The 21332-nt window shown below is 57.0% G+C and carries 18 protein-coding genes and 1 tRNA gene; 3 read left to right on the top strand and 16 right to left on the bottom strand.

Going from position 1 to position 21332, the window contains the following annotated elements:
* Positions 1 to 33: 33 nt before the first annotated feature.
* The 12 genes from ACYPYQ_RS05765 to ACYPYQ_RS05710 all read right to left on the bottom strand — a co-directional run bounded on the left by ACYPYQ_RS05765 (position 34) and on the right by ACYPYQ_RS05710 (position 14024).
* Positions 34 to 109: transfer RNA gene (locus ACYPYQ_RS05765), tRNA-Thr, on the bottom strand.
* Positions 110 to 154: 45 nt separating this feature from the next.
* On the bottom strand, positions 155 to 1174 hold the full coding sequence (locus tag ACYPYQ_RS05760; RefSeq protein ID WP_459721128.1) for an NAD(P)/FAD-dependent oxidoreductase: 1020 nt from the start codon (positions 1172 to 1174) through the stop codon (positions 155 to 157).
* Between the two features lie 90 nt (positions 1175 to 1264).
* Positions 1265 to 1711 (bottom strand): type IV pilin protein, encoded by a 447-nt coding sequence (locus tag ACYPYQ_RS05755; protein WP_459721125.1) that lies wholly within the window; start codon positions 1709 to 1711, stop codon positions 1265 to 1267.
* Positions 1712 to 1737: 26 nt separating this feature from the next.
* Positions 1738 to 6120 (bottom strand): PilC/PilY family type IV pilus protein, encoded by a 4383-nt coding sequence (locus tag ACYPYQ_RS05750; protein WP_459721122.1) that lies wholly within the window; start codon positions 6118 to 6120, stop codon positions 1738 to 1740.
* Positions 6121 to 6134: 14 nt separating this feature from the next.
* Positions 6135 to 6653: a pilus assembly PilX family protein gene (locus tag ACYPYQ_RS05745; RefSeq protein ID WP_459721118.1), complete on the bottom strand. Its 519-nt coding sequence runs from the start codon at positions 6651 to 6653 to the stop codon at positions 6135 to 6137.
* Positions 6650 to 7621 carry a PilW family protein gene (locus ACYPYQ_RS05740; protein WP_459721115.1) on the bottom strand — a complete coding sequence of 324 codons (972 nt, stop codon included), beginning with the start codon at positions 7619 to 7621 and terminating at the stop codon, positions 6650 to 6652. Before ACYPYQ_RS05740 ends, ACYPYQ_RS05745 begins: the two co-directional genes overlap by 4 nt.
* A 9-nt stretch (positions 7622 to 7630) precedes the next feature.
* Positions 7631 to 8116, bottom strand: coding sequence for a type IV pilus modification protein PilV (pilV, locus tag ACYPYQ_RS05735; protein WP_459721112.1), 486 nt, complete (start codon positions 8114 to 8116; stop codon positions 7631 to 7633).
* A 7-nt stretch (positions 8117 to 8123) separates the two neighbouring features.
* Complete coding sequence (locus tag ACYPYQ_RS05730) at positions 8124 to 8744, bottom strand: GspH/FimT family pseudopilin (RefSeq protein WP_459721110.1); 621 nt, start codon at positions 8742 to 8744, stop codon at positions 8124 to 8126.
* 22 nt (positions 8745 to 8766) lie between these two features.
* Positions 8767 to 9690: a 4-hydroxy-3-methylbut-2-enyl diphosphate reductase gene (gene ispH, locus ACYPYQ_RS05725; protein ID WP_459721107.1), complete on the bottom strand. Its 924-nt coding sequence runs from the start codon at positions 9688 to 9690 to the stop codon at positions 8767 to 8769.
* Positions 9671 to 10144 (bottom strand): signal peptidase II, encoded by a 474-nt coding sequence (gene lspA / locus ACYPYQ_RS05720; protein ID WP_459721104.1) that lies wholly within the window; start codon positions 10142 to 10144, stop codon positions 9671 to 9673. The genes ispH and lspA overlap by 20 nt, the downstream gene beginning before the upstream one ends.
* A gap of 150 nt (positions 10145 to 10294) precedes the next feature.
* The gene (gene ileS / locus ACYPYQ_RS05715) at positions 10295 to 13105 is read right to left on the bottom strand and encodes an isoleucine--tRNA ligase (RefSeq protein WP_459721101.1); all 2811 of its coding nucleotides are present in this window, start codon (positions 13103 to 13105) and stop codon (positions 10295 to 10297) included.
* Positions 13098 to 14024, bottom strand: coding sequence for a bifunctional riboflavin kinase/FAD synthetase (locus ACYPYQ_RS05710; protein WP_459721098.1), 927 nt, complete (start codon positions 14022 to 14024; stop codon positions 13098 to 13100). Before ACYPYQ_RS05710 ends, ileS begins: the two co-directional genes overlap by 8 nt.
* Positions 14025 to 14081: 57 nt before the next feature.
* Between ACYPYQ_RS05710 and ACYPYQ_RS05705 the strand changes: the two genes are divergently transcribed.
* Positions 14082 to 14480: a bacteriohemerythrin gene (locus tag ACYPYQ_RS05705; RefSeq protein ID WP_459721095.1), complete on the top strand. Its 399-nt coding sequence runs from the start codon at positions 14082 to 14084 to the stop codon at positions 14478 to 14480.
* Entirely contained in the window at positions 14477 to 14842 is a 366-nt protein-coding gene (locus tag ACYPYQ_RS05700; protein WP_459721093.1) for a hemerythrin family protein, read from the top strand. The genes ACYPYQ_RS05705 and ACYPYQ_RS05700 overlap by 4 nt, the downstream gene beginning before the upstream one ends.
* Here the strand turns inward: ACYPYQ_RS05700 and ACYPYQ_RS05695 are convergent.
* From ACYPYQ_RS05695 to ACYPYQ_RS05680, 4 genes are read right to left on the bottom strand one after another with little or no spacing between them, the layout of a single operon-like run.
* Complete coding sequence (locus ACYPYQ_RS05695) at positions 14839 to 15159, bottom strand: YkgJ family cysteine cluster protein (protein WP_459721090.1); 321 nt, start codon at positions 15157 to 15159, stop codon at positions 14839 to 14841. The genes ACYPYQ_RS05700 and ACYPYQ_RS05695 overlap by 4 nt on opposite strands.
* Positions 15156 to 16475: a 30S ribosomal protein S12 methylthiotransferase RimO gene (gene rimO / locus ACYPYQ_RS05690; protein ID WP_459721087.1), complete on the bottom strand. Its 1320-nt coding sequence runs from the start codon at positions 16473 to 16475 to the stop codon at positions 15156 to 15158. The genes ACYPYQ_RS05695 and rimO overlap by 4 nt, the downstream gene beginning before the upstream one ends.
* Positions 16468 to 17394 (bottom strand): cation diffusion facilitator family transporter, encoded by a 927-nt coding sequence (locus tag ACYPYQ_RS05685; RefSeq protein WP_459721084.1) that lies wholly within the window; start codon positions 17392 to 17394, stop codon positions 16468 to 16470. The genes rimO and ACYPYQ_RS05685 overlap by 8 nt, the downstream gene beginning before the upstream one ends.
* A gap of 1 nt (position 17395) precedes the next feature.
* Positions 17396 to 18175 carry a ZIP family metal transporter gene (locus ACYPYQ_RS05680; RefSeq protein ID WP_459721083.1) on the bottom strand — a complete coding sequence of 260 codons (780 nt, stop codon included), beginning with the start codon at positions 18173 to 18175 and terminating at the stop codon, positions 17396 to 17398.
* Between the two features lie 236 nt (positions 18176 to 18411).
* Here ACYPYQ_RS05680 and ACYPYQ_RS05675 point away from each other — a divergent pair, with 236 nt between their 5' ends.
* Positions 18412 to 21219: a 7TM diverse intracellular signaling domain-containing protein gene (locus ACYPYQ_RS05675; RefSeq protein ID WP_459721080.1), complete on the top strand. Its 2808-nt coding sequence runs from the start codon at positions 18412 to 18414 to the stop codon at positions 21217 to 21219.
* The last annotated feature ends 113 nt before the right edge of the window (positions 21220 to 21332 follow it).

Below are 21332 nucleotides of genomic sequence, written 5' to 3'. Positions count from 1 at the left end.
TCCTGACTGTTCGCTGCGGAATAGCGAGAGAAATGGTGCCGATGACCGGGATCGAACTGGTGACCTACGCGTTACGAGTGCGTTGCTCTACCAACTGAGCTACATCGGCATTCCGGCGCGGATTATATGCGGATAGCGCGCAGTCGGGCAACGCCTAACGCCAGCGATACGGCGAGACATCGAGTACCTGCGGCCTGTCGAGCACCTTGTTGAGCAGCACTTCCGCACTGGCGGGTGCCATGGTGACGCCGTAGCGGAAATGGCCGCCGTTGATATAGAGATTCTCCAGTGCCGGATGCCGGTCTATGGTCGGGACATTGCCCGGCGAACCGGGCCGCAGGCCCGCCCAATGCCGCACGACAGGCATGCCCTGCAAGGCAGGCAGCAACTCGATTGCGCGCTGCAGCATGGATTCGCGCGCTGCCTCCGTCGTGGACTTATCGAAGCCGACATCTTCCAGCGTGCTGCCGATCAGCAGATGACCATCCTTGCGGGGAATGAAGTACAGATCGCGCTGCAACAGGATATGCGGCAACGGCGGCGTATCGAACTTGAACAACAGCATCTGCCCGCGGATCGGTTTGATGTCCAAGTGCTGCGCATACTCGCCCAGCAAAGCCTTGCTCCAGGCACCCGCCGTCAGCACATAATCATCCGCTTCGAAGTCGCCCTGACTGGTGCGCACATGCCGCACCCTGCCCGTCAGCGACTCGACAGCCAGCACCTCGCACTGCTCCACGATGCGCCCGCCAAGCTGCATCACCCGCTCCCGCATGGCACGCAACAAACGCGGATTGCGCACCTGGGCGACCTCCGGCAAAAAGATCGAATCGTCGGCCAGCTCGTAACGCATACCGTGCGCCTCGCACCAGTCGACCGCCACTTGCGGCTCGAACGGCGGCAACACGCGCATCCCGCAACGCTGGTATTCGGTATCCACCCCGGTATTGGCCGTCAGTTCGGCAGTGAAACGCTCGAAACGCGCCATGCCCAGCAATGCCAAACGCGTGACCTCCTCGGGATAATCCCACGGACACAACGGCGACATGATGCCGCCGCCCGCCCAAGACGCTTCCTGCCCCAACTCGCCGCGCTCCAGCACGGTCACCTGGCCGCCCGCCTGCAACAAAGCCTGCGCTGTCGCCAAACCGACCGCCCCTGCGCCTATAATCATCACTGACTGATTTTCATGCAATTGATGTGGCCCACCTATAAACCAAAACAGCGGGCAAGCCCGCTGTGAATTACGCGTTAGTTATAATCACTACCAGGAAACTGGCGAGGCGGATGCGCAAGTATCATCACCTTGATGCCATTGTCGGACGCCGTTTTCCCTGATCAAAAAACACCCGTCTCCTGCTTGAGCGCTCCCTGCAACTGGGATAGCACGCAATTCGAAAGACTGTGCCGTACAGCTTTCGCAAGATAGCGCATAACGTCCATCTGTCGTTTGACCGGTCGTGCGATTCAATCCACCACTGGACTGACCGTTATATGCCGTCGAAACACTGGTCGTGTAGGCGCTCGAGTTCAAATAAATCCTTTCCTGCAAGGACGCCATCTCAAGCAATTGAGCTTGTGCATCCGCACGTGCACTGCGTACCAAATAATTGCTGTAACTGGGTATCGCAATAGACGCCAAAATGCCAACAATTACTAGCGTGACCATCAATTCGATCAAACTGAAACCAGATGCTTTGATTTTATTCATGCCAGCCCACTCCTGTTAATGTTCGCTTAATCACGTATCAACTCATGCCAAGAAACTCGTCCTGTCCTGACCTGATTGCCGCGCTCGTCACCACCCGTCAACACGGTTCCTTCAGTGTTGTAGATCGTTTCCGATATCCCGGTACATCCTGCACCACTGGCAACGCAATCCGCATCGCGTGTCAGGATAGTCACTGAGCCGTCCGTATTAGTCGTGCGCGTAATAATCGCCTGACCACCCGTGCTATAAGTGATGGTTGTTGTCATGACATTACCCGTCACAGTGACCGTTACACTGGTCACCGTACCGCCGCTTGTTCCAGATAAGTCGCCCAACTTGGGATCGGTAGACCCAGCAGCGGGTGTAGTCGGCGTGCTGCTACCGTTGTCTTCTGCAGGTGTCTTCGTCCAGCCCGCGTCTCCATAGCAGCCATTGTCCGGATGGTGCCAGTAAACCGTGTATTCGACCAAAACATAGGCCGCATAATCGCCACTCTTGACGCGCCATCCGTATTCTGGTCGCCCGTTGGGATCATTCATCTCGATGGCGGTGTTGGGCGTACTGGCTTTGATGATTTGCACTGTCAACGAACCGTTATGCCTGACACCCACCGAGTTCAATGACACTGAAGAAGCTGACCAGCCATTGATACCGGGCCCATCCACGCCATTGGCGGGAGGTATAACGGGTTGGTACATATTGCCATCCGTGGTATCGCCGTCTCGCCCTCCGCATCCAGGATTGATTGGCTGCAGGCCGACACGAACATCGCCATTACCCCACCAATCTTTTGCAGACAAAGCATCGGTAGGCATATTCACAACCAAGCTGCCGATCATCGATCCCGACACCCCTGTCGTCTTGCTTGTTCCTGTATAGGTAGGCAATGTTGCAAGATCCAGCGTGGGCGTAGTCAAATAATCCTTGACGGATATGTAGCCAACATCAAGGCTGGGTTCATACGCCGGATCGCCAATATGAATCTTGACGGCCGGATTGAGATACTGGTTCATCACCAAAACTTTATATTGCGTCGTGTTCGATGTGACCGCATTTGCTAACTTGAAGACAGTATTGCTGGGATTGAGGAAATCAACGCCGGTACGGTCATACTTGTCATCGTATTGGTGTACATGAGCCCCCGAACTTCCATTCTTTGAGCTGCAACTCTTGGTGATCGTCACCCCGGTCAAGGCATCCGAGCCACCAATGAACGGCGACCCCGTAATGGCAGGCTTAAAATTGCTCCATCCGGTTGCAGGTGTTGATGGCACAGCAGGTGTACCAAATTGCCCGCCCGTAGTGTCAGTGATCGTCCAAGCCATGGTGCCGGGCAAAGTCATGTTTCCAATTGCCACAGTCTGCCCGTTATTATCGTAAGTGCCGGAAGTATCAACCAAGCACAAGGTATCAGTACCTTGCGCTGCACAGGTTGGCGTCACCGAATCCCCGCCCACATAAGCCTTAATCACGCCCCCCGTGCCAATGGCACTGACAATTGTACTCACTACACTTGTGGCTGACTTCTTCTTGCCTATCGTAATATCGGTCGATTTGGCGATCTGGCTTCCAACTTTCACGCTGGCTGGTCCTGACAAGGTATTTTCCAGAACTGCTCCCGGATTTGAATCCTTGGTCTTGCCACTGAACTTCACCAAACCCGTCGGCCAAGTATCAGGAACGGCAGCTACGCCAGGTGTACCTGGCAAGCCCGGACTGGAGGAACCATCGAGAACAGTGAAGGTTTTGCCGTTATAAAAAGTACCGGCAGTCGGTGCGTAAATAGTGATGATGTTCCCGGAACGCGTAGCAGTGAAACCGCCTGTCAGCTTACTTACCATGGTCGCGGCATTGGTATCAGTCGCCGTACCGTCGGGAATGTCGGAAACGGTAAGCGCGGGCACAATCGTAACGCCGTCCACCTGTATCCCCCCCAGTGTCGCGGGCAAATAAGCAGTCTGTCCGCCCGTCCCCACGGTGATGGTGGCATACGCTTTTGATGCAGGCACATTGACGCCTGTCTGCGTCGTGCAAAGGTTTCCTGTTCCGTTATAGAAGATATCGACGTCAAAGTGCCCGCCTGTCACGCCATAGGTGATTTCATTGATTGGAAACACAGCATTGGGATTTTGGTTGAACAGGGTGGTATTCAAAGTAGCCAGTTGCACCAACAAGGGCTGAGATTGAACCCCATTGGACAACCACTTCCCGACTGGAATGCCATCAGTACCCGGTATGGCACAGACAGAGCTTTCAGCTATGGCTGGATCCAGCAGATTGCAGGTCACCGGAATGCCAGTATCCCCGCTGACATATTTGATTCGATCACCCTCGTTGAGCAGGATGTTTTCATCCAGATCGAGGAATGGCTGGTTCTTGCTGCCTCCAGACAGATAGTCCAGTTCCATCAGCCAGTTCTCGCCCTCGATGATATTGCCGGCGCTCAGATTCGCCGTCGCCGTGGCACCGGTACCGTTGCCGTTGATGGTCACAGTCGGCGCAGAGGTATAGCCCGTGCCGGAGGAAGTGACTTTGATGCCGGTAATGACATTAGAAGCGCTGATTACTGGTGTTGCTGTCGCACCGCTACCGCCCCCGCCGCTGAAGCTAACGGTTGCCGAGGTATAGCCGGAACCGCCATTGGTTACGGTCACCGAAGTCACCGTAGAATCTCCAACCGTATTCGACACGGTCGGATTATGGCTGGTGAAATAGAAGCGACCGCTTTCGATGAAGGAACCGTCGCCAACGATGCGCTCGCCTGCAGGCAAGGCCACTTGCCATCCTTTATGTCCGCCGCTCGAATAATCCATGGCATTGGCAGTGCTGCGTCGCACGCGTGTCGTCACACCATCGTGCGTGTAGTTGCGCTCTGCAAGCGTTTGGGTCTGCAGGGTCGTGTTGGAAACAGGCGCGCCATCCCATATACCATAAACATAATAGATGCCCGTGCTGCCCTCATCAGCCGTATCCAGCATGGTTCCGGTACCAAATGCAACCATGTATCCCCCGTCCGGATGAGCGGCTACGCCCGGTGTCACAACAATCGGTTGCGCCGGAGAGGTGGTATGCAAAATACTGGATGACCACGAGCCTGCAGATCCAGCTGAAAGATCGAACTTCCAAAGATTCCCCTTTAGATCACCACCATACACGCGATCAAGTTTTCCATCGTTGTTGGTGTCGATGGCCGAAACGTTCAGAATGCCATTCGGGCTGGCCGAACTACCCAGCGCAGAACCCGCTTGTAACTGCGCGATCAGCTGACCCGTCCCTGCCTCGATGATGTACAGATATGCTTGATAATCGCCCAAGGCATTGTTGTTGTAACCATTACCAATCACCACCGCATCCTGACCGGTATTGGTTTTCACAATCAGCGGCTCACCATAGGTATAGCCCAAGTTGTCATAGGCGTTGCTAACTGTGGGGACTTGATTGTTCACTTCTGCCGTATTGCCGCTGATTTCCCACAAGGCTTTGGCCGAAACCTCAGCCTCACTGGAAGCTGACAAGCCGGCGCTGCCATCAATGTTCAATGCATACAATCCACTACCACCTGCCGCCAGACTACCGACCAAAATCCGCTTGGTTACACCACCTACCGAAGCATTGCCAATGTTGATGCGGCCATCCACAAAATAATCGTGGGGATTGCTTGGCCCGCCATAAGGCTTGGCCAGTTTCGACATCTTGCTCAGTAGCATAGAAGGCACATAGGCCCATCGCTCCGCCCCTGTCGTGGCATTAAAGGCGTGCAACATGCCATCGTTGGCACCAACGAAAACAGTTGGGTTGGTACTGTCGCTGACATAGTGCGGGCGCGAATGCACGATGTCACCCAGCACCGGCCCGCCAGTGCCGGGAGATTCGGCTGATCGCATACGCATGCCGGCCGGGCCCTCATTGCTGCGGTCGCCACGCAGGAAGTCAACGATCTGTTGACCGGTAAAACTGGTGGTATTGATTGTGGTAGCAGGAAACATCGTTTGCTGGCTTGCCGACATGCTGGCATAGCGGAAAGGTATCCCAACCGATGGGCTGGCATCATTGCGAGTTGCGATATATCGGCCCGTATCCCAGCTCTGCAATTTCAACTGACCGGCCGCCCCACCTATCCAAGGCTCCGCCGATATGTTCACACTTCCCGTAGCGCTCACAGGATAGACATAAAGATTCCCGCTCCAAAACTCCCTTTCATAACTGGATCTGAACACATATTCGTTACCGCTAGAAAGGTTGAAGTTTGTCACCTCATCCTGCCCCACATAACCAACAGGTTGATCCTGTGGCGTGAACGCACTGAGCGCAGCCGTAATGGCCCAAGCTACGCTTATGCCGACTGCCGCCATAACAACAAAGGCCGACCATTGAATGATCGCTTGCTTGTTTTTAAAGATGGGTTTCATTATTAACTCTCCCGTCAACAGGGCAATACGTATGCAAAATAAGATTGAACAATGCGCATGGCTCCGCGCACGCTATTTCCGCGAGCTGTGATGCGATATGTATTGGCCTTGCTACAAACCGAACTAGATTGACCACCTAAGGACAAATTGGAACCAATGAGCGTGCTGTTTTGTGACATCAGTTCGATGATGTAATTTCCACTGGCATTCGAAGCGGCGTAGTTCTGCCATGTGGCGTCAGTCAACAAGTCAGGCACTGCCCCGTACGGAAACTTCCCCTGATTCGAAGGGGTAACCGGCATAGTTGCAGTAAAGTCTGCATGCGCAGGGTCAATCGTTCCCGCTTCAAGCGCTTTCTCGACATCGACTAGGGCTGCTTCCGCATTATTCATCGCAATATCCTGAAACTGCAGGTTCCCGGCAAGGCGATAGGCGGTATCAGAAGTCACCATCGCCGTTACGCCTAGCAACATCAGCATTGCCAAGACGATGAGCGTAACGACTAATGTAGAACCCTGGCTATAAGATCTCATGGCGCAACATCCGGATGGAAATTACGAATCTGAATGACAGAAGTAAATATTTGACGCCTGAAACTATCATCAGGAGGATCGAAGGTAATATCACTCAAAGAATAAGTGGAGGTATTCTGATAGCCGTTCTCTGACTGCGATGCCCGTGCAAGCAACCAGACCCTTACCGAATTGACATCTTGCCAGTCACGATCTGGATCTGTCCCAGCCTGTATCTCTGTCGCTGTGTAGTATGCCGTATTCAAATCGGTCGTAGCACGACCATATTCGATTTGCATTTGTTCGATTCCCGAGACAATCTGCTCATCGACCATAGATGCACCACTTAGTGACAAGCGGCGCAATGCCGGAATGGTCGAATCACTGTCATCTGCACCAATGTAATAAACATAAGTCCGGACCAGAAAATCGGCCAAGGGGGTTCCTTGAGTTTCCACCACAGGATCCCCGGTCGCCGCAACACTAGAGGCGGCTGCCTGAAATAGCTTTCCCTGAACGAAAGATGAGCGAAAATATATTTCACCCGGCACCAAGCTTGCAGGACTCACCAAGGTCTGTGGAGCGACTCGCCTGACCACCAGCACATCGCCTCGCAAATACCCAGAACTCAGGCAATTCGCCGCATAGGGATTGCCGTCATTCCCCCATACACCTTCGCTCAGATTTGCCACAAATGAACCTGCCGTTTTTCCAGTAGAAAGACATTCGTTTCCTATGACAACAGTAGCTGCCTGAGGGGCCGGCCATGTATAACCGCGATAATCTGCATGTCTCATTTCCCCACGCAGATGTTCGAGTGCATAACGACCGTTTGAAAAGAACTCTGTTACATTCTCATTGGTTTTTGCATTCCGAGAATTACTTACCAACACCCCAACCAAAGCCGCAACCACAAACAAGCCTACCGTGATGGAAATCATCATCTCCACCAAACTGAAACCCCTCTGCTTATTGATAATGCGATTCATCATTCCACCTCAAGACTCAGGCAACCCGATGACGCGGGTAGACACATAAGAGAATGTCTCGCTACGAGCAGATGCCGTGCTACCACGATCTGTCCAATTAATTGTGATCCGATATGTGGCCGGATTGCCGACCCCAGTTTGCTGAATAAGCCAATTTGCCTGGGGCATTCCACTGCTAGCAATCGCGCTTTCCCACTGAGCAATATCCCAATCCGCCAGTGCGGAAGAACTGCATGCACTACTTCCACAATCAGAACTTGCAGCATGGGGGGCGCTGGACGCAGATACAGAATAGGAACCAGCTACTGCGCCAAGTTTATTGGCTTCCATGCGCTCACCGATATCTGCAGCCAGAAAAACTGCTTGTGTGCGAAATTCCCCACCCTTGGTCATGCGCATGGCATAGACCTGAAGTCCTGCCGTACCAAGCAAAGCCGTTGCAATAATGATCAATGCAATCAACACTTCAATCATTGAGAATCCGTTCTGCCTCATGATTACATTACCTCGATATATTGCCCGTCGCTGAAACAACCAAAGTTCGTGTTACCGCACCATCCCAGCCGCTTCCAGACGGCGCAATCGTCAAAGTTACGCTGCCCGAAGCACCCTGAGTCCCTGTGGGGTTAAATCTGACCGGCGTGATGCTCGAAGACAAGGATAGGATGCTATGAATTGACGGTCGAACAACCATCGGGTTCGGATTGCTGGCACTTGTCGCATCACAGGCGTTATCGGCATTAACGTCATAACAAACAATCCAGCCGCTATTCCAATCAGTAGAAGTTGTACAATCGCTCAATGCCGCATTTGCATTGCATACCAGCACCCTTGAGTTTCGTTTGATAGCCTCACTGCGCGCCCGATTTAAATCGGCGATCAATTGGGATTGAACTGAGCTCTGTCTTGAATTATTCATGAAGGAAGAAAATGAAGGCGCAGCCAAAGTCGCCATAATCAATGCAATCATGACCACGATAAGTATTTCCACCAACGTAACACCGCGTTGAGAAATGACTTTGGCACCAAGATACATTTTCAATCCCTCATATTCGTCTGAGGTACAGTATCTTCTCAGCATCACACTAAAATCAAACCTACTCGGACAAGCGGTTTGTTTCATTGACGAACGGTACTTTAGTTCATCAATAAGTCAATTGCTTAGGGATCGGGAACACCACATTCTCCTCGATCCCGTCCAGCTCCTTCACCTCCCCTGCCCCCAGTTCCTGCAGACGGGCGATCACCTCAGTGACCAGCACTTCAGGCGCAGAGGCACCGGCACTGATGCCGATGGTATTCTTGCCCTGTAGCCATTCGGCCTGCACTTCGCTGGCGTTATCCACCAGATAGGCGGTGACGCCGATGTTCCGGGCGACTTCGCGCAGACGGTTGGAATTGGAGCTGTTCGGAGAACCGACCACGATGACCAGGTCGCATTGCTGGGCCAGCAGTTTCACTGCATCCTGACGGTTCTGCGTGGCATAGCAGATGTCGTCTTTCTTGGGCCCGGTGATGGAAGGGAACCTCGCCTTGAGCGCGGCGATGATGGTGCTGGCATCGTCCACCGACAGCGTGGTTTGCGTCACGTAAGCCAGGTTCTGTTCATCCACCACCTGCAACTTCAGTACATCTTCGGGGCATTCGACCAGATACATGCCGCCTTCTGCCTGCCCCATGGTGCCTTCCACCTCGGGGTGGCCTTTGTGACCGATCATCACGATCTCCTTGCCCTGACCGCGCAATCTTGACACCTGCAGGTGAACTTTGGTCACCAACGGACAGGTCGCATCGAACACGGTCAGGTTGCGCGCTTCGGCTTCCTGCCGCACAGACTGCGGCACGCCGTGCGCGCTGAAGATTAGGATGCTGCCTGGCGGCACGTCCTTCAGGTCCTCGATGAAGATCGCGCCCTTGGCTTTCAAGCCCTCGACCACGAACTTGTTGTGTACCACTTCGTGACGCACATAGATGGGTGAGCCGTGCAACGCGATGGCGCGTTCGACGATCTCGATTGCGCGGTCTACGCCTGCACAGAAACCGCGCGGATTAGCCAGCAGTACGTTCATGTCTCTTCCCCCGAATACCGTCCCAGATCAGCAATGCGGCACCGCAGGTGATCGCCGAATCAGCCACGTTGAATGCAGCGAAGTGATAACCCGCCCAGTGAAAATCCAGAAAGTCGACCACGTAGCCATACGCGATGCGGTCGATCAGATTGCCCAGTGCGCCGCCGAGTATCAGCGCCAAAGCCAAAGCAAAGAGTTTCTCAGACTGGTGTTTGCGCAGCAGCCATACGATCCACACCGATGCCACGACGGCGATGAGCGAGAACAGCCAGCGTTGCATACCACCGGCATCGCTCAAAAAGCTGAATGCCGCGCCGGTGTTATGCGCCAGTACCAGATTGAAGAACGAAGTGACGGCCAGCGCTTCGCCGTAGACGAAGTGGCTGGTGATGGCCGCCTTGCTCAGTTGGTCGATGATGATGACAATCAACGAGAGTGCCAGCCAATGTCTCATCGCTCCCTCCACGCAGATAAACACACCGTCATTCCGGCGCAGGCCGGAATCCAGTTTGGAAAATAATCCGCATAGCGGACAAAACCCGTATGCCCTGCTACGCAGGAGTTTTCAATCGAACTGGATTCCGGCCTGCGCCGGAATGACGTGCTAGGCATGGTGACGCGCCTCGCCGTCGCCGAACAGGTTGCTCACACAGCGCCCGCACAGCGTCGGATGCTGTGCATCGCTGCCCACGTCCTCGCGATAATGCCAGCAGCGTTCACATTTTTCGTGTGTGCTCGGGGTGACCTTGATCTCCAGCTCCCCATCGCGTTGATGCACGTTGGCACGCGAGGTGATGAACACGAAGCGCAGGTCATCATCCAGACGGGACAGCAGTTCAAAAGTCTCCTTCGCCGCATACACATCCACCTCGGCCTGCAAGGCGGAGCCGATGGCGCCTGCGGCACGCTGCTCCTCCAGTTTCTTGTTGACCTGCTCGCGCACGGTACGGATATCGCCCCAGGCACTCACCTGCTCGCCGCTCAAACCGGAATCCGGCAACTCATACCAGAGTTGTTCGAACACGCTGACGTCGTCCTTGCCGTTCAATGTGGCCCAAACTTCCTCACCGGTGAAACTGAGTATGGGCGCGATCAGCCGCGCCAGCGACTGGGTGATGTGATACAGCGCATTCTGTGCGGAGCGGCGTGCTTTCGAGGTTTCGCCTGCCGTGTACAGACGGTCTTTCAGGATGTCGAGATAGAAACCGCCCAGCTCTTCCGAACAGAAGCCCTGCAGCTTCTGCACCGCCAGATGGAACTCGTAACGATCGTAATCGGCACGCACATCAACCTGCAGTTTCTGCGTCAGCGCCAGCGCGTAACGGTCGATCTCCAGCCACTCGGCGACCGATATCGCATCGCGCTGCACATCGAAGTCGCTCACGTTGGCCAGCAGGAAGCGCAGCGTGTTACGGATACGGCGATAGGCATCGGTCACGCGCTTGAGGATCTCGTCCGAGATGGTCAGTTCGCCGGAGTAGTCGGTCGATGCCGTCCACAAGCGCAGCATGTCCGCGCCCATGGTGTCGATCACCTTCTGCGGTGCGATGACATTACCCTTGGACTTCGACATCTTGTGTCCCTTGCCGTCCACCACGAAGCCGTGCGTGAGCAAGGCATCGTAGGGCGCGCGGCCGTTGATGGCACAACCGGTCAACAGGGAGGACTGGAACCAGCCGCGATGCTGGTCGGAACCTTCCAGATACAGGTCGGCCGGCGAACGCAGCCCTGCGCGTTTCGCCAGCACAGCGTAGTGCGTGGCACCGGAATCGAACCACACATCCAGCGTGTCAGTCAGCTTGCGGTAGTGCGCGGCATCCTCACCCAGCAGATCAGCGCTGTTCAGAGAGAACCATGCCTCGATACCGACCTGCTCCACGCGCTTCGCCACAGCCTCCAGCAACTCCGGCGTACGCGGATGCAGTTGCAGCGTCTCCTTGTGCACGAAGAACGGCATCGGCACGCCCCAGTTGCGCTGGCGCGATACGCACCAGTCGGGACGGTTCTTGATCATCGCCTCGATGCGGGCGCGGCCCCATGACGGGAAGAATCTGGTATCCGCCACGGCATCGTTCGCCAGATCACGCAGCGTCGCACCGTCCTCGCCCTGCTCCATGCCGATGAACCATTGCGGCGTGGCGCGGAAGATGATCGGCGTCTTGTGACGCCAGCAATGCGGATAGCTGTGCTTCATCTTTTCCTGATGCAGCAGATGGCCGCTGGCCGCCAGCGCTTCCAGCACGATGTCGTTGGCCTTCCACACGAACACGCCGGCCAGCGGCTTGTCGCCCACCGGCGGTGTGGTGGAGATGAAGGTGCCGTTGTCGCCTACCGGATTCTCCACTGGCAAGCTGTACTTCTGGCCGACCACATAGTCGTCCACACCGTGTGCCGGCGCGGTATGCACCAGTCCGGTACCGGCTTCCAGCGTGACGTGTTCGCCGCAGATGATGGGCACGATGCGGTCGTAGAACGGATGTTGCAGCGGCAGGTTCTCCAGCGCAGAACCGAAGCAGGTGGCGGCGAGACCGTCGCCACGGTCGTTGTGACCAGCCAGTTGGTAGCGCTTCAAACAATCAGTCGCCAGATCGAATGCCAGGATCAGATAACCCTTGTCAGTACGGATCAGGTCGTATTCCAGCTTGGGATGCACGGTCACCGCCTGGTTGGCTGGCAGCGTCCACGGCGTGGTGGTCCAGATGACTGCATAGACTTTGGCACTGCCAGGCAACGACACACCAAAAGCCTTGCCCACCGCCTCGATGTCCTTCACCTCGAAACCGACATCGATCGCGGGCGATACCTTGTCCTCGTATTCCACTTCCGCCTCGGCCAGTGCCGATCCGCAATCTAGACACCAGTTCACCGGCTTGCGGCCCTGGTACAGGTAACCGTTCTGCTGGATCTGGCCTAGGGCACGGATGATGTCCGCCTCGGTCTGGAAATCCATGGTCAGGTAAGGATGGTCCCAATCACCCAGCACGCCGAGGCGAATGAAGTCCTTCTTCTGGCGCTCGACCTGCTCCTTGGCGTATTCGCGGCACAGTTCGCGGAACTGCGACGGCGGGATGGATTTGCCATGCTTCTTCTCCACCTGCAACTCGATAGGCAGACCGTGGCAGTCCCAGCCCGGCACATAAGGCGCGTCGAAACCGCTCAGCGTCTTGCTCTTGATGATGATGTCCTTCAACACCTTGTTCACCGCATGGCCGATGTGGATGTCACCGTTCGCATACGGCGGGCCGTCGTGCAGGATGAACTGCGGTCGTCCCTTGGCCGCCGCGCGGATGCGCTGGTAGCGCTGTTGCGCCTGCCATTGCTGCAGCATCAGCGGCTCGCGCTTGGCCAGATCGCCGCGCATGGGGAACGCCGTATCGGGGAGATTCAGGGGGTATTTCTTCTTGTCTTCACTCATGATCGATGAACCATTGCTTTGCATTATTCACATCCGACGCGATCTGCCGCGTCAGCGCTTCCAAACCGTCGAACTTCATCTCATCGCGCAACTTGTGCAGGAATTCCACCCGCAGATGCTTGCCGTATATCTGCTGCGCGAACTCGAACAGATGCACTTCCAGCGCGTACTTCGCATCGTGTTTCAGCGTGGGACGCTGCCCCAGACTGGCCACGCCCTGCAACACGCCGAGACCATCCGAATGCACTTGCACCACATAAACGCCCTTGAGCGGCGGCAGGTTGTGTTTCATCTGGATGTTCGCCGTGGGGTAACCCAGCTTGCGACCCATCGCATCGCCATGCACCACGCGCCCGCTGATGCTGTACGGCCGACCGAGATAGTCGCGGGCGATATCCAGCTTGCCTTCCGCCAGTGCGTTGCGGATCGCCGTGCTGGAAACGCGCACCCCGTCATGCAACACGCTATGCATCGCCTTCACCTCGAAGCCATGCCGCGCACCGGCCTGCTGCATCAAGGCAAAATCACCGCCGCGCCCGCTACCGAAGCGGAAATCGTCACCGATCAGCACATGCTTGGCGCACAAGGCTTGCGCCAGGGTCAGCACGAAATCATCCGCTGTACGCTGTGCGAACACCTTGTCGAAAGGGCACACATACACGCGGTCCATGCCCATCCCGCGGAACAGCTCCAGCTTTTCGCGCAGACTGGTCAGCCGCGCCGGTGCCTGTTGCGGCGTGAAGAATTCGCGCGGATGCGGCTCGAAGGTCACCACAGCCGTCTGCAAGCCACGTTCCTGCGCCGTCTCGCGCAACTCCCTCAGCATCGTCTGATGCCCCAGATGCACCCCGTCGAAATTGCCGATGGTGACCGCCAGAGGTCGAAAATCCGTAGAATGGAGGCCGCGTAGAATCTGCATAGGGCGCAGATTATACAGCCTTACACCCCGTAATCACCCCCGCCAAAAAGGGAAAACATGCTGAATTACCCACGCGTTGCGATCGATTTCATGAACAACGACCACGCCGAGTTCGTCGCCTTGCGCAAACATCTGCTCGACCTGCTGCATACGGGCGCGGATCACGCACAAGTGGATGCCATGCTTGACCACCTGCTGGAACACACCCGCCTGCATTTCGCCGAGGAAGAGCAACTGATGCTATCGGTCAAATTCCCGCCCTATCCCATGCACAAGGGCGAGCACGACAAGGTGCTGGACGACATGGCCGCCCGCGTCGAGGCCTGGAGAACGGCCCGCAATGTCACCGCCCTGAGTGACTGGCTGGAGCACGCGGTACGCGACTGGTTCGTCAATCACGTCAGCAGCATGGACTTCGTCACCGCCGCCTACATCCAGGCGCACAGACCCGCATGAGCGAAGTATTCGACCATGGCAGTTTCGTGCAAGCACACGCTGCCATGCTGGAACTATTGGAGAAGGATGCCGCAGAAGACACGCTCAAGGAAGCGCTGCAATTCATGCAGACCAGCCTGCAGCAACAATTCCATAAAGAGGAACAAGCCATGCAGGCCGCGCAGTTCGGCCCGCTGGATGCGCACAAGAAAGACCACGACCAGGCACTGGAACGCCTGTCTGCCCGCATCGCACAGTGGCACGAGTCGAAAGATAGCAAAGCCTTGCTGGAATATCTGGAAGGCCCGTTCGCGGACTGGTTCGTGCGCCACGTCAACACGCGCGACTTCATCACCGCACAGCGGCTGTCTCTGGGCGTTTAGACTTTCGGAGGGACAAGGCCGCGCAGTTTGAAGCAAGCCGGGTTCGGCGTACCGTCCAACTCGTATTCATTGAACTCGCGACACACCTGCGGACGAACGTCATAGATGCTGCACCGCACCACCTGCCCCAGCTCGCCCTCCAGGGCGATGCAGCGCGGCGGATAGCTATCCGTGCCCTTCATGCAAAAAGCCGTACCAACAGGATCCACCAGCGCACGCGGCACATGACCGACCGGCTCGACCTCGTCACCATGCAACATGATGCGGAAATGCGCGCAGCATGCGCCGCAACTCAGGCAGGGATTTTCTTCGCTCATTCCCTGACGACTTCAGCGTGCAGGTCGTGCTCATCTGAACCGGTGATCTTCACCGTGACGAACTCGCCCACTTCCAGTTGCTCGCCGTCGATGTAGACCAGCCCGTCGATCTCGGGCGCATCGGCGCTGCTGCGTGCTAGGGAACCTTGCTCGTCCACATCATCCACCAGCACAGTCATGGTCTGGCCGACTTTCTTTGCCAGTTTCCCGGCGCTGATCTCTTCCTGTAGGTACATCAAACGTGCCAGGCGCTCTTCCTGTTCTTCGGGATCGATATGGTCGGGCAGTGCATTCGCGGCAGCCCCTTCCACCGGCGAATATTTGAATGCGCCAACGCGGTCGAGCTGTGCTTCTTCGATGAAGTCGAGCAGTTCTTCGAACTCCTCTTCGGTCTCGCCGGGGAAGCCGACGATGAAGGTGCTGCGCAGGGTGATGTCCGGACAGATCTCGCGCCATTTCTTGATGCGAGTCAGCACGTTCTCGCTACTGGCCGGGCGCTTCATCAGTTTGAGGATGCGTTCGTTGGCATGCTGGAACGGGATGTCGAGGTAGGGCAGTATCTTGCCTTCGGCCATCAGGGGAATCACATCATCCACACTGGGATAGGGATAGACGTAATGCAAGCGTGTCCACACGCCGAGGTCACCCAGCGCACCGGCCAGATCGGTCATGCGCGTCTTGAGCGGTTTGCCCTGCCAGAAGCCGGTGCGATATTTCACGTCCACGCCGTAGGCACTGGTGTCCTGCGAGATGACCAGCAGTTCCTTCACGCCGGATTCGACCAGTTTCTCCGCTTCGGCCATCACGTCATGCACGGGACGGCTGACCAGATCGCCGCGCAGACTGGGGATGATGCAGAAGGTGCAACTGTGGTTGCAGCCTTCGGAGATCTTCAGGTAGGCGAAATGCTGCGGCGTGAGGCGCACGCCCTGCGGCGGCACCAGGTCGGTGTAGGGATCGTGCAGGCGCGGCAGATACTGGTGCACCGCACTCATCACTTCTTCGGTGGCATGCGGGCCGGTGACGGCGAGCACCTTGGGATGTGTCTTCTGGACGATGTCGCCCTTGGCACCCAAGCAGCCGGTGACGATCACCTTGCCGTTCTCCTGCAAGGCTTCGCCGATGGCGTCCAGCGATTCGGCCACGGCGCTGTCGATGAAGCCGCAGGTGTTGACCACCACCAGATCGGCTTCCTGATAGCTGGGGGTCAATTCATATCCTTCGGCCTGCATGCGGGTGAGGATGAGTTCGGCGTCGGACGCGGCCTTGGGGCAGCCGAGCGAGACGAATCCGATCTTGGGTGCAGCTTTACTCATGAGTGATCCCTGTAGAGGTTGTCGGCCGTTCCAGCGTCGCATCTATCAGCGAGACCGGGTCTTCGATAGGTTCCAGATGCGTGGTGACATGACAGAACGGCACGGCAGCACGGATCTCGGCCTCGATCACTTCGACCAGATCATGGCCGCGCTGCACCGTCCACTTGCCCGGTACCAGCACGTGCATGGAGATGAAAGCCTGACGCCCGGCTTCGCGCGTGCGCAGCGCATGGAAGTCCAGCCCCTGCTCACGGTATTTCACCAGTACGCTTTCGATGGCGTCGATATGTTCCTGCGGGATGGCGGCATCCATCAGACCGGCAGCAGAACGATGCAGCAACTGCCAGCCTGTCCACACGATGTTGGCCGCCACCAGCAAAGCGATGACCGGGTCCAGCCACAGCCAGCCAGTCACCCACACCAGCGCTACGCCGATGATGACGCCGACCGAGGTCCACACATCGGTCATCAGATGTTTGGCGTCCGCTTCCAGCGTGATGGAATGGTAGGCTCGTCCGGCCTTGAGCAGTTCGCGCGCGGCGAACAGATTGATGAGCGAGGCGACCACCGACACCGCCAGACCGATGCCGACCTCGGCCAGTGCCTGCGGATGCAGCAAGCGGTCGATAGCTGCGTAAGCGATACTGAATGCTGCCAGCAGGATGAGGAAGCCTTCGAACGCGCTGGAAAAATACTCGGCTTTGCCGTGGCCGTAGGCATGCTTGTCGTCGGCGGGGGCGGCGGCCAGCGTCAGCATGAACAAGGCCATCAGCGCACCGGCCAGATTGACGAAGGATTCCAGCGCATCCGACAGCAGACCGACCGAGCCGGTCAGCCACCATGCCCAGCCCTTGAGCAGGATGGTGGCGACGGCGGCCGCGATGGACAGCCAGGCGAAACGGGTCAGATCGGCATGCATCTCAGACCCCGGTCGCCAACCCGACAAGACCCACGGTCGCCACACCCAGCACGATCAGCAGCACCTGCTGCACGGTGTCGCGCATCTGCGTGCGCTTATGCAGGCCGGGGATGAGGTCGGCCACGGCGACATAGATCATGCTGGCCGCCGACAGCGCGAGGATGTAGGGCGTCCACGACTGCAAACCCTGCAGCGCGTAATAGGCCAGCACACCGCCCACCAGCGTGGCGAAGCTGGAGATCAGGTTGAGCTGGAACGCGCGCAACTTGCTGTAGCCGGAATGCAGCAGGATGAGGAAGTCGCCGACCTCCTGCGGAATCTCGTGCGCGATGATGGCCAGCGCGGTGACGATGCCCAGATTGATGTCGACCATGAAAGCGGCGGCGATGATGATGCCGTCCACGAAATTGTGGAAAGTGTCACCGATGATGAGCATGGTGCCGCTGCGGCCGTGGTCGTGATCGTGCGATGAAGGCTCATGCGGCTCGTGCGCCTCACAATGGTCATGGTGGCAATGCCGCCAGATCAGCACCTTCTCCAGCGTAAAGAACAACAGGATGCCGAGTAGCACGGTACCGCTCACGGCGGCAGTGTCACCGGCCAGCTCGATGGCCTCCGGCAGGATGTCGAGGAACACCGCGCCCAGCAGCGCACCGATGGCATAGCTGACCAGCATGCCGATCCAGTGCGTGCGCGCATTCAGCGCGAACAGCGCGGCAGCGGCGACGCTCAGCACGCCGCCGAACAGGCTGGCGACGATGATCCAGGATAGAACAGACATAGCAAACAAGGGGGATACGGGGCGCGCATTGTACCCGACCGGCCTCTATTCCCCCAGCATCACATGCCGGGTCTCGGGCAGGCAAGTTAATGGCAACTTGTTCAGCAATCAAGTGCCCACTTGTCGCAGGCAGTCCAGCCGGGCCGGACTGCACCTCCCCTGCCTGCAACTGCTGATAGAATTCCGGCCCAAAGGGGCTTGCGCCAGAAATCCCTCCCATACTTCACAAACATCACATGCCATTCCGCATACTGTTCGCAGTGCTCTGTTTCTGGCCGATCTGGTCATGTGCGGAGTCATTGCCCGAGGCTAGAGGCGCGCATCTGGATGCCTCCGTCACCGAGCTGCCGCTGACACCGCTGGCCGAAATCATCAAGGATCGCAGGCTATCCATGACGGCTGACCAGGTGCTGTCCACACAAGCTGAGGTAAGCAATGCCGGCAGCAAAGCGTTCGTCAGCTTCGGATTCAGCAAGGCTGCTTACTGGTTCCGCATCCCCCTCCACAACAAGGAAGCGGCAACACTCGACTACCTGCTCGTGTTCAAGCCGACCTGGCTGGACGACATTCAAGTCACCCTGTCACAGGATGGCCGCACGCTGCAGGAATACCACGGCGGTGATACGTTGCCATTCAGCCAGCGCAGCGTGGGTAATCCACAACCCAATTTCGCACTGCACGTTCCGCCCGGGCAAAGTCAACTGCTGGTCCGCGTCCAGTCCAGGGACCCCGTCGACGTGGGCATGACCCTGTTCCAGCATGCGACCTTCTACGCCAGTGAAGCCAGTGAAGCCAGATTCTGGGGCATCACCTACGGTGTGCTGGGCGCGCTGCTGCTCTACAACCTGTTCCTGTTTTTCTCTGTCCGGGAAAAGATTTACGTAGCATATGCCGTCTATCTGCTCAGCTTCCTGGTGATGCATGCGACGCTGAACGGCCACGCCTACCAGGCGCTCTGGCCGGACCTGCCGGCGTTCAACAACTGGATACTCGCCGCACTGGTCTATCTCTACATGTTCGCGGGACTGGCGTTCGCCATCCTGTTCCTTGAGCTGCGCACCAGACTATCCAAGGCTTACCGCTGGACGAGAAATTTTGCGCTACTGCTGCTCTCCACCTATCTGCTCACCGCGCTCTGGGGATACGGCCCCAATATCTTCTCGGCAACTGCCTGGGTCATCTTCTACGGTCCGTTTGTCATGCTGTTAGCGATCTGGTCGCTACGTTCCGGCAACCGTGCGGCGCGTTTCTTCCTGCTCGGCACCATATCCGGACTGATCGGCTCGTGCATCACACCGCTGACCACTTCCGGCATCCTGCCGTTCTCCTTCCTGACCTACCACGCTGTGGATTTCGGCATGGTGGTGGATGCGATTCTGCTCTCGCTCGCCCTCGCCGACCGCATCTCTCTGATGCGCCAAGAGAAGGACAAGGCACGCGCCGAGATCGAACAGCAAGACGAACGCTGGCGTCTGGCCATCGAAAGTGCGGGGGAAGGTGTCTGGGATTGGCGCGTCCCATCGGGTGATGTGCTGTATTCCAGACGCTGGAAAGGGATGCTGGGATATGAAGAGCAAGAGATCGCCAACAATGTCGAGGCATGGCGCAAGCTGGTCCATCCCTTTGACCTTCCCGGCGCATCCGAGGGTATCGCAGCCTGCTTCGCGGGCAAGGCCACCGCCTACCGCAGCGAATTCCGGATGCTATGCAAGGACGGCAGCTGGAAATGGATCCTGGCACAGGGTGCCGTAGTGGAGCGTGATGCCGTCGGCAATCCGGTACGCATGATCGGCACCCACATCGACATCAGCGAGCCCAAGCGGCTCGAAGCCACCATCAAGGAGATGAATGAACATCTGGAAGAGCGCGTAGCGCAAAGGACACGCGAACTGGAAGTAGCGCGGGTCGTCGCGGAACAGGCCAACCAGAGCAAGACCCGTTTCCTGGCGGCTGCCGGTCATGACCTCAGGCAGCCGCTGGCTGCGGCGAATCTGTTCATAGACGCGCTGAGATATACCAAGCCCACAGCCGAACAAGACCATCTTCTGCAGCGCATGGAGCAATCGATGACGATGTTCAACGAGTTGCTCGAATCCTTGCTCAACATCTCCAAGCTGGATGCCGGCGCGATCAAGCCGCAATACACCACCTTCAGCATCGGCGTGCTGTTCCACTGGATCGCAGAGAATTTTGAATCCCTCGCGCATCAGCAACAGATCGGTTTCAAACTCCATTACGCCCGCCAGAAAAATCATCTCGTGTGCAGCGATCTCGGGCTGGTGAAATCGGTTGTGCAGAACCTGGTCACCAATGCGCTCAAATTCACCCCCTCGGGCGCGATCATGGTCAGCGCCAGGCGGCGAGGCGATGCAATACTGATTCAGGTCTGGGATACGGGAGTCGGCATCGCCGAAGAAAACCTGCCGCGAATTTTTGACGAGTTCTATCAGGTCGGCAACTCGCAGCGTGACCGCTCCAATGGTCTTGGCCTCGGGCTTTCCATCGCAAAGCGCTCCATCTCCCTGTTGGGTGGAGAGTTGAATTGTCGCTCGCGTGTCGGACATGGCTCGGTGTTCTGCTTCCGCTTGCCGCTGGATGAACAAGCGAGCAGCACGCAGGCGGTCGCCAATGATGCAAGACATACCCAGGAGATCGCACAGAGTGCCTTCGTCAGAGGGAAGAGGTTTGTCGTCATCGAGAATGAGATGCTGGTAGCTGAAGCACTTTCGCAAGTGATTTCAACCATGGGTGGGAAAACCACTGTCTTCTCCGATGCGGAGTCGGCGCTGAACGCTCCCAGCATGCTGGAGGCTGATTACTACATCGTGGATTATATGCTCGCCGGGGAACTGAATGGCATGCAATTCCTGGAACGTCTCCAGAAACAACGCGCGCTCCCGGTGTGCGGAGTGTTGATCACGGGCGACACTTCACCGGAATTCGTATACAAATCCGGCGATTTTGCCTGGCCCGTACTGCATAAGCCGGTCAATATCTCGATGCTGATAGAAAAACTGCTCGCTCAGCCCAAGCTCGCCTCATGAGCTTCTGACAAAATCACATGCGGCGACCCCAGGGCATGGATGCAATCTGAGCCATCCTGCCATGATCCGTGATGTCATGTCCTTCAATGATAAAAACCCGGCATCCGAAAACA

It is taken from the genome of Sideroxyarcus sp. TK5 (genome assembly GCF_054601595.1).
Note: the sequence above shows the minus strand (reverse complement) of the source record. Positions and strands in the feature narration are given on the sequence as shown.